Source organism: Eisenbergiella sp. OF01-20 (assembly GCF_003478085.1).
Lineage (GTDB): Bacteria > Bacillota > Clostridia > Lachnospirales > Lachnospiraceae > Eisenbergiella.
The window spans coordinates 248,061-262,402 of sequence record NZ_QUES01000004.1 but is presented as its reverse complement, the minus strand read 5'-3'; the positions used below and the strand labels follow the sequence as shown (position 1 = coordinate 262,402).

General features: G+C 44.8%; 18 protein-coding genes and 1 pseudogene. All 19 read right to left on the bottom strand.

Going from position 1 to position 14,342, the window contains the following annotated elements; genetic code table 11:
* Window positions 1–3: 3 nt before the first annotated feature.
* Window positions 4–852, bottom strand: coding sequence for a Flp pilus assembly protein CpaB (cpaB, locus tag DXA36_RS08165; RefSeq protein WP_069157760.1), 849 nt, complete (start codon window positions 850–852; stop codon window positions 4–6).
* Between the two features lie 289 nt (window positions 853–1,141).
* Complete coding sequence (locus DXA36_RS08160; protein ID WP_069157761.1) at window positions 1,142–2,071, bottom strand: HipA domain-containing protein; 930 nt, start codon at window positions 2,069–2,071, stop codon at window positions 1,142–1,144.
* Window positions 2,055–2,483 carry a helix-turn-helix transcriptional regulator gene (locus DXA36_RS08155; protein WP_069157762.1) on the bottom strand — a complete coding sequence of 143 codons (429 nt, stop codon included), beginning with the start codon at window positions 2,481–2,483 and terminating at the stop codon, window positions 2,055–2,057. The genes DXA36_RS08160 and DXA36_RS08155 overlap by 17 nt, the downstream gene beginning before the upstream one ends.
* A gap of 92 nt (window positions 2,484–2,575) precedes the next feature.
* Entirely contained in the window at window positions 2,576–2,995 is a 420-nt protein-coding gene (locus DXA36_RS34200) for a prepilin peptidase (protein ID WP_069157763.1), read from the bottom strand.
* Window positions 2,996–3,007: 12 nt separating this feature from the next.
* Window positions 3,008–3,394 carry a septation protein SpoVG family protein gene (locus DXA36_RS08145; protein ID WP_069431812.1) on the bottom strand — a complete coding sequence of 129 codons (387 nt, stop codon included), beginning with the start codon at window positions 3,392–3,394 and terminating at the stop codon, window positions 3,008–3,010.
* A 27-nt stretch (window positions 3,395–3,421) separates the two neighbouring features.
* Window positions 3,422–3,619, bottom strand: coding sequence for a DUF6133 family protein (locus DXA36_RS08140; RefSeq protein WP_334293119.1), 198 nt, complete (start codon window positions 3,617–3,619; stop codon window positions 3,422–3,424).
* A gap of 84 nt (window positions 3,620–3,703) precedes the next feature.
* Window positions 3,704–4,114, bottom strand: coding sequence for a SpoVG family protein (locus DXA36_RS08135; protein WP_069157962.1), 411 nt, complete (start codon window positions 4,112–4,114; stop codon window positions 3,704–3,706).
* Window positions 4,115–4,136: 22 nt separating this feature from the next.
* The gene (locus tag DXA36_RS08130; RefSeq protein WP_069431813.1) at window positions 4,137–4,667 is read right to left on the bottom strand and encodes a YodL domain-containing protein; all 531 of its coding nucleotides are present in this window, start codon (window positions 4,665–4,667) and stop codon (window positions 4,137–4,139) included.
* A gap of 13 nt (window positions 4,668–4,680) precedes the next feature.
* Window positions 4,681–4,920 (bottom strand): hypothetical protein, encoded by a 240-nt coding sequence (locus DXA36_RS08125; protein WP_069157767.1) that lies wholly within the window; start codon window positions 4,918–4,920, stop codon window positions 4,681–4,683.
* Window positions 4,914–5,201, bottom strand: a complete 288-nt coding sequence (locus tag DXA36_RS08120; protein ID WP_069157768.1) for an AbrB/MazE/SpoVT family DNA-binding domain-containing protein — start codon at window positions 5,199–5,201, stop codon at window positions 4,914–4,916. Before DXA36_RS08120 ends, DXA36_RS08125 begins: the two co-directional genes overlap by 7 nt.
* Window positions 5,182–5,631: a hypothetical protein gene (locus tag DXA36_RS08115; RefSeq protein ID WP_069157769.1), complete on the bottom strand. Its 450-nt coding sequence runs from the start codon at window positions 5,629–5,631 to the stop codon at window positions 5,182–5,184. Before DXA36_RS08115 ends, DXA36_RS08120 begins: the two co-directional genes overlap by 20 nt.
* Window positions 5,594–6,595 carry a DNA adenine methylase gene (locus DXA36_RS08110; RefSeq protein ID WP_242878372.1) on the bottom strand — a complete coding sequence of 334 codons (1,002 nt, stop codon included), beginning with the start codon at window positions 6,593–6,595 and terminating at the stop codon, window positions 5,594–5,596. Before DXA36_RS08110 ends, DXA36_RS08115 begins: the two co-directional genes overlap by 38 nt.
* Window positions 6,596–6,612: 17 nt before the next feature.
* Complete coding sequence (locus tag DXA36_RS08105) at window positions 6,613–7,359, bottom strand: DUF4314 domain-containing protein (RefSeq protein WP_069431814.1); 747 nt, start codon at window positions 7,357–7,359, stop codon at window positions 6,613–6,615.
* Window positions 7,353–7,655 carry a Fe-S metabolism protein, SufE family gene (locus tag DXA36_RS08100; protein WP_069157771.1) on the bottom strand — a complete coding sequence of 101 codons (303 nt, stop codon included), beginning with the start codon at window positions 7,653–7,655 and terminating at the stop codon, window positions 7,353–7,355. The genes DXA36_RS08105 and DXA36_RS08100 overlap by 7 nt, the downstream gene beginning before the upstream one ends.
* Before the next feature lie 70 nt (window positions 7,656–7,725).
* Window positions 7,726–9,357, bottom strand: a complete 1,632-nt coding sequence (locus tag DXA36_RS08095; RefSeq protein WP_069157772.1) for a hypothetical protein — start codon at window positions 9,355–9,357, stop codon at window positions 7,726–7,728.
* Window positions 9,347–9,958, bottom strand: a complete 612-nt coding sequence (locus DXA36_RS08090; protein WP_069157773.1) for a hypothetical protein — start codon at window positions 9,956–9,958, stop codon at window positions 9,347–9,349. The genes DXA36_RS08095 and DXA36_RS08090 overlap by 11 nt, the downstream gene beginning before the upstream one ends.
* A gap of 58 nt (window positions 9,959–10,016) precedes the next feature.
* Window positions 10,017–10,706 (bottom strand): Imm51 family immunity protein, encoded by a 690-nt coding sequence (locus tag DXA36_RS08085; protein ID WP_069157774.1) that lies wholly within the window; start codon window positions 10,704–10,706, stop codon window positions 10,017–10,019.
* A gap of 82 nt (window positions 10,707–10,788) precedes the next feature.
* Entirely contained in the window at window positions 10,789–12,648 is a 1,860-nt protein-coding gene (locus tag DXA36_RS08080; protein WP_069431815.1) for an ABC-F family ATP-binding cassette domain-containing protein, read from the bottom strand.
* Between the two features lie 187 nt (window positions 12,649–12,835).
* Window positions 12,836–14,215, bottom strand: a pseudogene (locus DXA36_RS08075) (ABC-F family ATP-binding cassette domain-containing protein); the annotation flags it as partial.
* Between the last annotated feature and the right edge of the window lie 127 nt (window positions 14,216–14,342).

Below are 14,342 nucleotides of genomic sequence, written 5' to 3'. Positions count from 1 at the left end.
GTTCTATTCCTCCCTATCTGTACTTGTTTCTTCTTCCTCTGTGGTTTCCTGACCGTCTGCATTCATAACAGGCTGACCGTCTTCTTCAGTTGCACCATCTTCCTGCATGGCAGCCTCCTCCGCTGCTTTTATTTCGTCCAGCATCTGATCCTGTGCCTTGATAAACTCCGAAGCTTTATCCGCATCTCCACGGAACACAAGGGATAAATGGATTTCTCCCTCTGCTTCCAATCTGGCAAGGAGTTTACTCTGCTCCGGTCTTACCAGAATGGTTACCGTGGAAGGCAGTTCTTTCTCTTCCTCCTCTGACAGTTTCTCCCCGGTGTTGGCATCATAGCCGGACTTGGCTGTCACTGCGATGACCTCCACGTATTTGAGTTCCACAGGGATTATGGTTTCTCCACTGCCAAGATAATCCGGTGCAATGACGGATACGATATCTCCACTCTTTAACTTGCCGGACAATCCTTCCGCAAAGGTATTGATGGTAATGGACATGGCCTGCTTTTCCCCATTTAAACTGTAAAGGTACTTATTTTCTGCGGCAGGCTCATTGGAAATCTTATCCGTAAGAATGTAATCTCCTGCATACACAGTTGTGGTCAGATATCTTCCCTCCACATCTGCAATATTTCTTATCACGTTTTCCGGCAGGTTATGATTTCCTACCTCTACCTCGTCCAACATACTTCTTGTAATCTCTTCGCCCTCATTTACCTGCCTATTAAAACGGACAATGGTAACCTTTTTGGATAAGCCTGCATTGACAAGGGGTGTAATGGCAAAGCAGATAATCAGGGACACTGCAATACAGAAAATCCCCAGCACGGTTCTGTTCTTAAATAATTTCATTCTATTCCTCTTTTCTGCGCACGCCCTTTGTGCATAACGAGTTTGTGTCAAGTGCGCGCAGACACAAATCTCGCGTGTGAAAAATCTTGCATATATGGATTTTTCACACTGTCCTCCTAATAATTTGTTCTTACCTTTGTATATTTCTTGCGGTTCTTACATACTGCAGCCACTACTCCAGTGATAACTGCCAGCACACCGGCTGCTACTAACATTTTTTTCATGATTACCTCCAATTCTTCACAAAAAAAGACACCGCATTTTTTACGGTGTCCTCTAAGTTCATCTATTACATTGTCATATTCGGCTCGGACAACTCCTGCTTTTCTGACATTACCATGTCATATGCAGGCTTTAAAATCTGTTCGAACCTTGCAGTTATATACCTCTTATAAAAGGTTTTCTGCAACTCGGTAATAAAGGGTACTTCCTCAATAAACCCTTTTATCTGCTCCAAGTTAATTTTCGGAACCATTCTTTGTATTGCGGCATTACACTGCGGCTCCTCTGCCGACATAAGAAAATCATAGTAATTGATTTTTCTTCCGTCTAACTTAATTGCTGATGTTGGAAATTGGTATACCCTGGCATTCATCACATCTTCATTTACCAGTGCCTGTTCCATAATCCTCTCGTCTGCCTGCGGCAACAGACAGCTTCCGCAGTCATAAACCGGAGCAATGCTTGCCTCTTTTGTAGAATCATCATACAAAAAGCCCCAGTTTCCATTGTGCCTATCAAAATTTCCAAGCAGGGCATCTACCACAAAGACATTAAAGAAGTGCTGCATCAAAAGGGACGGTTCCACATACTGCTGTTTTTCTATGGTATCCATAATGTCTGCCAGTTCTGTTCCGCTTCCTCCGGATTCGGAATCCAGAATGGTATTTTTTATGGAGCAAAAGTCAAACAACCGATATCCTTTCTCAGTAAAGTCCCGGCATGCACATACCACCTTCACTTTCCCGCTTACTTCATAGGTTCCAAGCAGGGTTTCCTGTGCCTTGATGCCAACCATGTTAAAAATACTGCTTGCTATATGCTCGCTGATACAACTGTTCGTATAGGACAGCCCTGTCGGCTTCGTAGCACCGGACGGTGGAAACTTAAGCATATACTCTCTTCCGTTATATTCCACTGCAATCTTCTTTCCGTTAGCACCATTGTATGCTCTTCCTAAAATCTTCTTGCAGTTTGTAAAATCAATCGTTCCTGTCATGTTTTCCTCCGAAAAGATACTTGTTTCGCAAAAATTCTGCATGTTCCCGTGTAATCGCTCCATCATTAATCTCTGCTATGTTAATGCTTCCGTACAGTTCTCCCCACAGGCAATCCAATAAATCGGACTTAGTTTTCAGACCTTCCTTGTAGGCATCTAAATCGTGCTGCAGATATTCCGGCAGGCCATACTCGTAGGCACGTTCCCTTTCTGCATTCTGTATTGCTGCAACTGTCAGCATCTCCATGGAAACGCCCAATACCTTTGCTAATTTATATACCGTTTCTGCACTGCATTTTTCCAGTCTGGTTTTTCCACTGCATATATCATTCAGTGTAGCGTGAGGAATACCTGCTTCTACTGCAAGTCGGTATTTTGTCATGTTCTGTTTCTTTAATAACCTTTCTACCATTTCCTCTTCCTCCTCTCTATCTATTATATCGGTATACCGAAATATTATCAATAGAAAGTAAAAAGTTTTTGTAGGGTTTTAGAAATGCCATTTTACAAAAACATAAAGACACTTATAACCATCCCGACAAGCAGGAAAGGAGCAAGCGGATATGCCTGTTCCTTCTCTGCTATACAATTTAGTTTTCTTATTTTCCTTATGCACTGCCTTACTACATGAAACAGTAACAGAAGACTCAGTGCCATAAGAAGTCCTGCAAGGGTCCGTTCAAACCCAAACACCAATCCGCAGGCTCCTGTCAGCTTGATATCTCCTCCTCCGATACCTCCTACAGTTATCCCTGCAACAAGTAGTGGTAACGCCACAAGAAGGCCTGTCAGATAAACAGGCTCCGATGGAATCAGACTTACCCCGGCAATTAAAAACGGCATCCAATCCGGAATGATTCGCTTTCGGATGTCAGAGACCGCCGCCAAAAACAGAACGAGAAAAAATAGGGCAAGCCTTATCATCCCTTCCACCTGCTACATTCCCATGCTCATGCCGGTGGTCTCTTCCTGCTCCATACCCTCTTCCGGCTCATCCTGATCAAGCACCGGTGTGAGAACACTCTCCTGATAAGCTGTTTCCACTGCCATGTCAAACTGCTGTTTCATGGACTTGTCCGCAAAATACACGGAGTCCTTATACTGCTCTGTGTGAGGCATCTTGGTTCGGGGCATGGTCACGGTAAGACCATAGTCATCCTGCTTAATCTTCACGTTACGGATCGTCATAATGTCTGCCACATTTACGTCTGCATTGGCAAGCACCTCTCTCTCCGGGTTATGCTCTGTGATGGTCACCTTAAAAGGTACCTGCTGTTCCATGTTCTCTGTGTTATTATTCTGTGTAGCTGCATTTCTAGGCATACTCTCTTCCTCCTTCTTTCTCTGGTATTAACCGGCATAATTGAACATTTCCTGAATTCTTCTGGTAAGGGTAGGCATTACTACATCTCCGAAGAGGGCATACAAACCGGCAAGCAAAAGGGCACCAATTACTACCGCAATCAAAATCTTAACTGCGGTATCCACATAGTTTTCTCCCTTCTTATCCTTCAACAGCATTGCTGCCCTTGCTACGGTTACCTTCATGTTTCCTGCTACCTTGTTCATCATCTTTCTCATTGATTTTTCCTCCATATGATTTCATTTTATTTTTCTGGTTATTTGGGTTTCTTACATACCGATCATGTCCATTGCCTGACCTTCCGGTGCCTGCTGCATTTCATGATGCTTTGCCATACTGTTCTGACTCTGGGTGAGCGCCTGTTCATAGGCACCAAGGACTGCATCATTTAACTGCTTTCTGCATTCCGGTGTAATAGGGAAACAGATATCTTTATACTCATTCCCTACCTTGTAGCTGGGCATGGATACAAATAATCCATGACTGCCCTCAATAATCTTGACTCCTCTGATTGCAAAGGCTCCGTTAATGTTTACACTTGCGGTACCTTTGATGGACTCATTTGGTTTGATGGACTGGATGCGTACATCAAAATCAAGAGGCTGTGTCTGTTTCGCCTGTTCGGACTGTGTTTCGCTCTGTGCATTCTGCTGGTTATTTTTTGTTCCTTTTCCCGCCATGTTCTTCCTTTCTGCCTTACGGCTATTCTGATTTAAATACAATTTCCGCAAAGCCTTTCGGCTCTACATAAAAATAGCGGCTTACCTCTTCCTCTGAAAATTCCACTACATCGGATATGGATAATGCATGTCCTTCAAAATCCCTTGGCACCCTTCTGCCAAATTTCTCCCAGACATTTTCGAGACTAAAGGTATCCATCTCTCCCTCATAAACAAGCGCATACTCCTTTTCTTTCGGTTTTTCAAAGTCTCTCTTTTCTCTCTCTGCCAGACTGATAAACCGCATAAGGAGCGGACTGTCCTGTTTAAGCTGATAGATTCTTATCCTCCTTCCTTTTGCTGCCTGTACTGTCACTTCCATCCCTCCGACCTCTGACAGACGGTCATAGACTCCCGACCTTATTTCCACTGCCAGCTTTTCTTTTTCAGACAGGTAAGCAATGATTTCCCCTTTATCAAAAATGGAATCCAATACTACTTTCCCCTCTGACAGATAACCTGCCGGATTTCCATAGTAGATAAGGATTCCATCACGAAAATATATGTTTTTCATACTGCTTCTCCATTCATATCCCACGAAGATACGGTATCAACTGATTATTTAGAAACTCGTTGTCCTCACAATACAGGAATAATTTTGACAACCCAATTAAAAATGGCTCTCCTTCCAACATGTGGATGGTGATAATGCTCCCCTCCTTGCAATTTTTAATAAAATCTGCAATGGCTATCAGGTTTCCTTCCACCACCGTTTCACTGACCTTGTCATCCTGAATTTCAAAGGCCTTGTATTTACTTTTTAGCAATCCGCTCCTCCCTCCTGCTGTGCAAGTTTCAAAATCCTCGCGGCAAGTGCCACCTGCTTTTCATGGCTCATGGTCTTTACGGCTGCATGGACATAAGCCTCCACAGCTTCTGCATCCTGCTTTCCTACCTCTAAAATGTCTACCTTGGATATAACAATCTTCCCGGAGTTTATGGAAACCTTTAAGATATCCCCTTTCTCCATCTCCGCTTTCTGTCGCATTTCCAAAGGTATCAGTACCCTGCCCTTTTCATCCAACAATTTATACACCGGCTTTTTCATCGCTTCCCTCCTCGGTCATTCGTAAAACAATGTTTACTTTTTCCCTGGGGATGCCAAGCTCTGCACAGATATCCAGAAGTTCTTTGGGTACATCCTCTGACCCCACATCCTCCGTAGGCAGAATCACAATTTTTCTATCCAAGCAGACAATGTCCAAGTCTGCATCCAAGGGAATGTGTGCATCTGCAAGCAACTGTGGCGGCAGTTTAAACTCCGTTTCCCCACTCTGCAGCTCCTCCAACGGATTTTCCCCTGCTCTCTTTAACATAAATTCCCTTGATTCATTCCGGTAATCCTTCTCACCTGCGGCAAGATAAATCAGATTTACCTCTTCTCCGGTATGAATACCTGTCTGTGTAAGCAATACAATGGGAATTTCAATACAGCCTTTTTCATTCAGCACTCCTGTTATCTCCACTAACTGAACCATCTTCGTCCTCCTTCCTGCTACTGCCATGCCACACAGAAGTCTTCTGCTCATCAAACATTTCAAACAGATTCATCTGCATCGGCAGGCTCTTTCTTCTTTCTTCCATGTCATAGTTGGCAATCAGCACCTCCGGAAACTCACTTCCATTGTCATAGCGCTGTGCCAGATTGTTGATTCGTGTTACCGCTTCAATCTGAAAGTCCTGATACAATTCCCTGATGTACTCACAGTCATTGTAGGAGACCATGAATTTCCCCTCGATGCCTACCAGCGTATCCCTAAGTCTTACATGGTCTTCTTTGCGGAACACCACTTCATAATGCCCTTCGGTTTCAAAATACGGTGGATCGCAATAAAAAAAGGCATTCGGTCTGTCATACTGACGGATGAGTGCCTCAAAATCTTTATTTTCAATCACGGTATCTTTTAACCTCCGGTTTGCCTCCCAGAGAATAGTAAAGGTCTTCCTTATGTCAAATGGCTGGCACCCATAAGAGGTACAGCCGCTTCCATAGCTGTAGCGGATAATCTTATAAAAGGCCGCCGCCCTTTTCACATCCCCTACCTCTGCCCTTTCCATAAGGATGTCACAAATCTCTGCTGCCTCCGGCTCTTTTAAGAAATGAGTTGCTATCTCCAGTTCCTCTGCCAGATGCTCGCTTTTGAATTCTTCCATCGTAAGGAATTTCCTGAGTGTCACAAACTCATCCCTGGAGTTAAGCGGCAGGAAAGACAATTCCCGAAGCAGTGCCATCGGTCTTTCCTTGACACAATAAAAGAGGTTTGCAAGATTCGAATTGAAATCATTGTAAACCTCCATACATTTATCAGGCGGCTTTCCAAATAAAACCCATCCGCCTCCGCCAAATACTTCTATGTAGCGGTCATAGTGCCCCGGCATTCTCAGGTATATCAGGTCACGGAGTGACTTCTTACCGCCTACCCAACTGATAATGCTATTCAATTATGTCCTCCTCTCCTTTATTTCGGTCCCTCCATCTGCTGTGCCTGTCCTGTCACCAAGGATTCATCCACCAGCCTGCGGATGTCTGCAACTGTCTCCGGCATATCCGTAAAGTTCACATGGTGGTCACGTTCAACGAGTGGCGTGTACCAATAATCGTAGGGAATATAGTATTCCCTGATGGCACGCTTCTGCTCCTCCGTAAGCTCTGCATGTCCCTGCACCAATGGTCCTCCCGGTGTAAGGAATGTAGTACCCCAATGCTCACCGGATGATTCCAAGTCCAGTGTTACCAACGCAAGGGCCTGTATGCCGGATTCCCTTCCTCTTACCACCGCAGGCATCATAATCATACCATAGCTTTCATCCACATACCCTTCTCCATACACTTCCTCGAATGCCTGATGCATGGCAAGGAGCTTCTCGGCAGCATAGGATGTATTCTCCGTATTACAGGACGTATTTAAGAGCAGGAAATCTGTCTTGTCCAAGATTTCATTTATCTTGTCAATAAACTCCTGCTCTTTCTTTTCACTAATTTCATCCTGATGTGTGATGATATCGAAACGGTCTTCTTCCACATTTAATGCAAGGGAGCTTCCGTTCTCCCACTTCATATGGATTTGCCCGATGTCATCCACATGGTCTACAACTCCCCGGCTCCCCGGCGGCACGGTCTGCTCCCCTTCCATGCTGTAAAGACGAACGGGCGTACCTTTCGGGTACTGTTCCTTAATGCGTTCTACTTCTTCTCTTCTTAACATGATTCTCCTTCCTCAATCTCCTTGATTCTTTTCTTTAGGCGGATACCATCCTTGACACCCTGCAAGTATAACTGCTCCTGTTTAATACAGCTAATGTCCAGAATACAGCCTGTCAGTTCACTGATTAGTTTGTACTCTTCCGACCTCGGTCCGCCAAATCTTTCCCTTATCCGGTTCCATGCTCCGATTTCTTTTTCTGCCAGTTCTTTGGCATCCTCCCTCTGCAAAATGTCATGACGGTAACTCTCAATTAATTCCTGGAAAAACTGATAAAAAATATCTGCTCTCTCTTCCATAGGTCTGCTCCTTTCCTTTTTGTAGGACACACAATACTACAGAGCATCCAATATACCCAGCACAATATTTTTAGCAGCACATATCCATTCCCTGTACCTGTCCTCCCATCAGTTCCTCTTCCGTCATAACGCTCCAGAAATTTACACTGTTCCAGAAACTGACATAAATTTCTCCGTCCTCTACGTTAATCGGACGCTGTTCAAAGCCTTCGCCCCATCCGTCACTCATCTGTCCGGTCCAGTATTCTTTCAGTACCTTAATATCTTCCTCTGTCAATGGCTCACTGATTTTACATTCCAGAACACCATACAGTTCCCCATTTATCTCAGCTACCTTGGGATGTGCCGACATAACTTTTGCTGCCACTTCCCTGCTTTCATCAAAGTAATGCATGAGACCTCTGGTTTCTTCTCCTACACATTCCTCCTTTGCAATGGCTTCTGCTATCGCCTCTGCATACGGTGTAAGGTCACTGCGGTACAGATTGCCTTCGTCTACGCCTTCCACCATCAGGTTTCCTGTAAGAGGACTATATAAACAAAACTTTTCAAAGCAGTCATAATCAATTTCCAACGGTTCCGCAAACTCTCCCTTGTACTGACCATACTCCTCTATCGGTCTGATGGCTCCCACGAAGCCACCCTCCACATATCCGCTTGTTACAAGAGTTCCAACTCTTTTATCAGCGGCAAAGGATGCATAATTGATATGAGGGAGTAAGATTTCATCCACATCAAACAATCCCGATTCCGTTACAAGAAATTTTCCATACTCTTCATCGTTATGTACCAACGGATTGATTTCAAACTCCCCAAGGTGTGTTGCAATATAAGCCACATCCGGGAAATCACATAAGCCGGTAAATTCCACCACCATTGCAAGCTGATTCATTTTTACTTCATCAAACCGCTTGACGGCATGACACATTTCGTTAAACAGTGTCAACTGTTCTACCTCTCTTAAATCCTCCGTTGTCGGCACAAGAATTTCCGGCAGATGTAAGTTTTCAATTTCAATTACTTCCATTTCCCAATAGTCCTGCACCTGTAACCGTTCCTTTACCTTGTTCATGGAACAGATATCCATTGGCAGATAGAAAAATTCCGTATCCTCTCTCTTGTTCTGCACCTCTACAACTGCCACAATCTCATCCGATGCAACAAAAGGCGGAAAGTTTTTCCCGTTGTACACTTCCTGCATTTGAAAGCCATGATCTACAAAGACACCATAGGGTAAGACTTCTAGCCGGCTCTCCTTCAAGGTCTTTTTCGCAAACTCAATAAAATTGGTCTGTGCTTTTTCTTCTTCTGACATTCCGAGGAACTCATCCAAGTAAAGACGTTCCCCGACCTGTCTGGCATCTGAAAAATCCGTAAGCAGTGAAAGACCTTTCATACTGAATGTCAGATTGATTAAATCCTGCATGGTAGCCACACCATAATCCTCCGCATACACTGACAGAACTTTTCTTTCATATTCCGTCAGGCTTTCCATCCTCTTGGCAAAGAAATTTACCTCATCCATGTTTACAGTCTGACCTTCAAATCTATGCAGGGGATTTTCCTGCTCTGACACTTCCACAAGTCTGCACATGGGTACTATTTCTTCAATACCAATCCGCCTCATCTGCAAATTTAATTCCGCATCTGACAATGGAAGTTCAATATTTCTTCTTCCTCCGCTTAATACCTTAATCCGCATTCCACACCTCCTGCTTTACAATTTCCACTCCACACTTCTCGATGACAAAGGCATTCACGATGCTCCTTAGTATTTCATCGGGTATCAAATCCCGGTCAGTCAGCTCCGACAATCGGATATGTTTGGTTCCGTTATAAACATCCTTCGCTGCATGAAAAAGAATGTACTGCTCCAGTGTCACACCACCGAGCCTTATCCTGTCAAAGTAAATCCCGGTATCCAGCACATTTTTACTGACTCTGTCCCAGAGTTCCTCATCCGCAGACAAAAGAAATACGGCGGCAGCATAATTGGGTGTATGCTGTAATGCCTTCGCCCTCTTACCCATAAGCAGGGAATAAAAATCATTTCTGTGTTTCTTATTTCGGAAAATCAATTCCCTATCTGCCTCTGTAAAGATTTCCTCCACTCTCTTTTTCAGATGTTCCAACTGCATCCGGCTGATTACACAATCCACGATTTCAGAATAGTTTCCCCGGCTTTTCCAGTCCATCTCCTCAATGATGCAGATACCACACCCCCTCGGTCTGTATCCCGGCGGCTGCTGCATCTGCCTTTCCAGTACACGAAGTCCCGGACTTAAACAAAACAATTTTGACATTTTTACCTCCAAACAAAAATAAGGCGGCACCTATTTCATTTCTAAAATAAGTACCGCCTTACATATTCATCCGCATCCCCTGTCCTGTGTCTTCCGGTGGAATGCTTTTTCTCAGTTCTGACACCTCATCCATGATATCAAAGACTTCATCATATGGATGATAACTGATTGCTCCAGATTCATCCACCACGACTGCAAACTCACCTTTTAAGGTAAGCGTTAATGCTCCACCCTGCATACCTTTCATTTTAAATCCTTTGTTTCTGGCAAGTTCTGCCACCGCATAGAAAAAAGGTGTCATCCCTTCCATTGATATCTCTTCCTCCACAGACTGCCTGTCCTCAGACAATGCACTGCATACAAGTTCCGTAAATTCCTGTTCGTTCATACACATTTCACGGAACCGTCTGCCATACTCTGCAAGGACATCAAAATCACTTGAGTAACAGAAGAACCCTCCTGCTTCACAGTCGAACGAAATCTTTTTCAGATTCTCTTCGCCTTCAAACGCCTTTTCAAACACATACTTCCATTCATGACCATCTCCATGCGTATAAAATCTGCCATCGGTTACCGACTCTCCTGCCCGGATAGTATACTGATTAAACGCTTCCTGTCCAAAATCCCTGTACTCCTCGCTTAAAAAACTAAGAGGAAGACATAAACTATAAACACCATCTTCATGATCCATCATGTAGAATGGTTTATTTTCTTCATCAAATTTCTTTATCTGTTGCTTGATATCCATAGACCACCATCCTTTCTTTAATCGTCCCTCTTTCATAAACAAAAAAGTAACCAATTTTTACGTTGGTTACTTTCTCTACTCTCTACTGCTCTGCAATTCTTGCGGCTAATTCTTCTAAGTACATCCACCTATCCATCTTTTCTTCCAGTAGACTCTCTGCTACTTCTTTATCAGCCATTATCTGATTCAATTTTACAAAGTCTGTTGATACTGCAGCCATTTCACTTTCAAGCTTTTCTATTTTTTCTTCCAGTGCGGCAATATCACTTTCTATCGTTTCATAATCCTTCTGTTCCTGATAGGTAAACTTCAACTTCTGCGAGCCACGGGTACGCTGTCCTTTCTGTGCCTGCTGCGTATTCGTCTTGGATGCATTGCCTGCTTTCTTTGCCTGCTCTGCCTCCTGTTCCTCTTTCTCTGCTAATTTCTTCAAAGAATAATCGGTATAACCACCTTCGTATTGTTTCAGTTTTCCGTCTTCCTCAAAAGCAAAAATGCGTTTCATGGTTCTATCAAGGAAATACCGGTCATGAGACACCGTAACAACAATGCCCTCGTAGCGGTCCAAGTAGTCTTCCAAGATAGTTAATGTGGCTATGTCGAGATTGTTACTAGGCTCATCCAAAAGGAGGTAATTTGGGCTGGTTGCGAGTACACGAAGCAGGTTTAATCTCTTCTTTTCTCCGCCGGACAACTTTCCAATCGGACTATACTGCTTTTCCGGCGGAAATAAAAACCGTTCCAGCATGGCGGATGCAGAGATACTTCCCTCTGTTGTCTGGATATATTCTGCGGTATCTTTTACATAATCAATCACTCTTTGCTTCGGGTCCATATAGGATAAGTCAACTTCATTATCATCGTTGGTTTTTTCTGAAGCAATTTCCTGTGCATAATATCCCATCTTAACAGTCTGTCCAATGATAACCTGTCCGGAGTCCGGCGGTATCATCCCTGCAATAATTTTCATCAGCGTGGATTTTCCGCAACCGTTTGGTCCAACAAAACCAACCCTGTCCCCTTTCAAAAAGATATAGGAAAAATCATCTATCAGTTTTTTCTCCCCATATGCTTTGCAGATATGTTCCAGCTCTACTGTAGTTTTACCAAGTCTTGTAGAGATAGAACTTAATTCCACCTGTGAATCTTGCACCGGAGCCTGACGATCTCTTAACTCCTCATAACGCTGAATGTGTGCTTTCTGCTTGGTGGAACGCGCCCTGGCTCCTCTGCGTATCCATTCCAGTTCTACACGAAGTATGGACTGGCGTTTTCTTTCACTTGCCAGTTCCATTTCCTGACGCTGGGTTTTCAATTCCAAGTATCCTGAATAATTTGTCTGGTAACTATAAATTAATCCCTTATCGATTTCAATAATCCGGTTTGTCACGCTGTCTAAAAAGTAGCGGTCATGGGTTACCATGATGAGCGCCCCTCTCCAATTTTTCAGATAGTCTTCCAACCAATCTGCCATGTCATTATCTAAATGGTTTGTAGGCTCGTCCAGCAACAAAATGTCTGCCGGGGAAAGCAATACGGAAATCAATGCAAGACGCTTTCTCTGTCCTCCGGATAACTGTCCTGCCGGCTGCATGTAATCTTTAATTCCAAGCCGGGTCATCATTGCTTTAGCTTCACTCTCTATGGACCAACGGTTTTCCTCTGTCACATTTCCTTCCAGTACACAATCTAGACTACTTTTATCCGGTGCAAACTCCGGGTGCTGTGGCAGGTAACGGAGTACCACATGGTTGGCAAGCGTAACGGTTCCTTCATCCGTTTCTTCCTCACCCATAATCATTCTAAGCAGGGTTGTCTTTCCGGTTCCGTTGATACCAATGACACCCACCTTCTCTCCTTCCTGTAAGGAAAAGGATGCACCATCAAATAACTTCCTCTCAGTATAGGACTTTGTCAGATTCTCTATGTTAATCAAATTCATGTTATTGCCTCACTCATTTACTTTATCTCTCATTATACACCAAATAAAAAAGTAGTCATCTCTTTTGACTACATTCCTTGTTACACAATACACAGTATAATGACATTTTTGTGTATCCAGTACCTTTTACACCTATTTTTTTACACAATACACTCTATGCACTCCTCAAAAGGTTACTCCAGTTTACATCCAGGATCAGCACATTGGGCGCCTCCATCAGAACACGCAGGAGGTTCAGCCGCCTCTTTTCCCCGCCTGAAAGCTTGCCGATGAGGCCATACTGCTCTTCGCCCGGAAACAGGAACCGTTCCAGCATCTGGGAGGCGGTTATGCTCCCTTCCCCTGTCTGTACGTACTCCGCCGTTTCCCGGATATAATCAATTACCCGCTTCGACGGATCCATACCGGCTGTTTTCAAATCGATAAAGGCGCTCCCGCCTTCGGCGGGGGCCGCCGCAACCCCGCTTGCGATTTCCTGGGCATAATAACCGATTTTGATGGTCTGTCCCACTACCACCTCTCCCGTATCGGGCTGCAGCTGTCCTGTAAGGATCTTCATCAGGGTCGTTTTTCCGCAGCCATTGGGGCCGATAAATCCCACCCGGTCTTTTTTCAGGAAAACATAGGAAAAATCTTCGATCAGCTTCTTTTCCCCATAAGCCTTGCCGATATGGGAAAGCTCCACTGTGGTACGTCCCATCCGGGAGGAAACGGATCCCATCTCCACCCTGCCGTCCCCAGACGGCCCCTCCGCATTCTTAAGCTCCTCGTAGCGCTGGATACGGGCCTTCTGCTTGGTGGAACGCGCCCTGGCCCCTCTCTGCATCCAGGCCAGCTCGTTCCGGAGGATGGACTGCCTTTTCCGTTCGCCGGCAGCCTGCATCTCCTCCCGTTCCGCTTTCTGCGCAAGATACCCTTCATAATTGGACTGGCAGGAATAAATATTCCCTTTATCAATTTCTATAATCCGGTTTGCCACGCTGTCCAGGAAATACCGGTCATGGGTTACCATGACCAGCGCGCCCTTCCATTTTTTCAGGTAATCCTCCAGCCAGTCCGCCATGCTGTTATCCAGATGGTTGGTAGGCTCGTCAAGGATGAGGATATCCGCAGGCATAAGCAGAGTGGCCACCAACGCAAGGCGCTTTTTCTGTCCGCCGGACAGCTCCCCGCATTTCTGCCCGAAATCCGTCACCCCCAGCCTGGTAAGCATGGCCTTCGCCTGGCTTTCCAGTTCCCAGCCGTCATGACTGTCTCCCTCCCCCGCAGGTTGGTCTGCAGACAGGCTCTTTTCACTCCCCTTTTGCACGCTCTCCAAAATCGTATCCCCGGGATCGAAAACAGGCTGCTGGGACAGGAAACGCACCACCACATGGTTGGCTCTTGTTACATTTCCCTCATCCGGCTCCTCCGTACCCGCCATGATTTTCAGCAGCGTGGACTTTCCGGTGCCGTTGATACCGATGACGCCTACCTTTTCCCCCTCCTGCAGGTAAAAAGAAGCGTTGTCGAACAGCTTCCTCTCTCCATAGGATTTGGTGATATTTTCCACTGTGAGTATGTTCATTAGGGTAAATGTCCTTTCTTAAAAATCTTTTAATTCTGTCTGTCCCGCTATCTTTCCCGTTCTGTTTTTGTTATATTATTGCTATAGCAAACAACGCCGGCAGCGACCTGCCTGTAAGCCCTGTGTT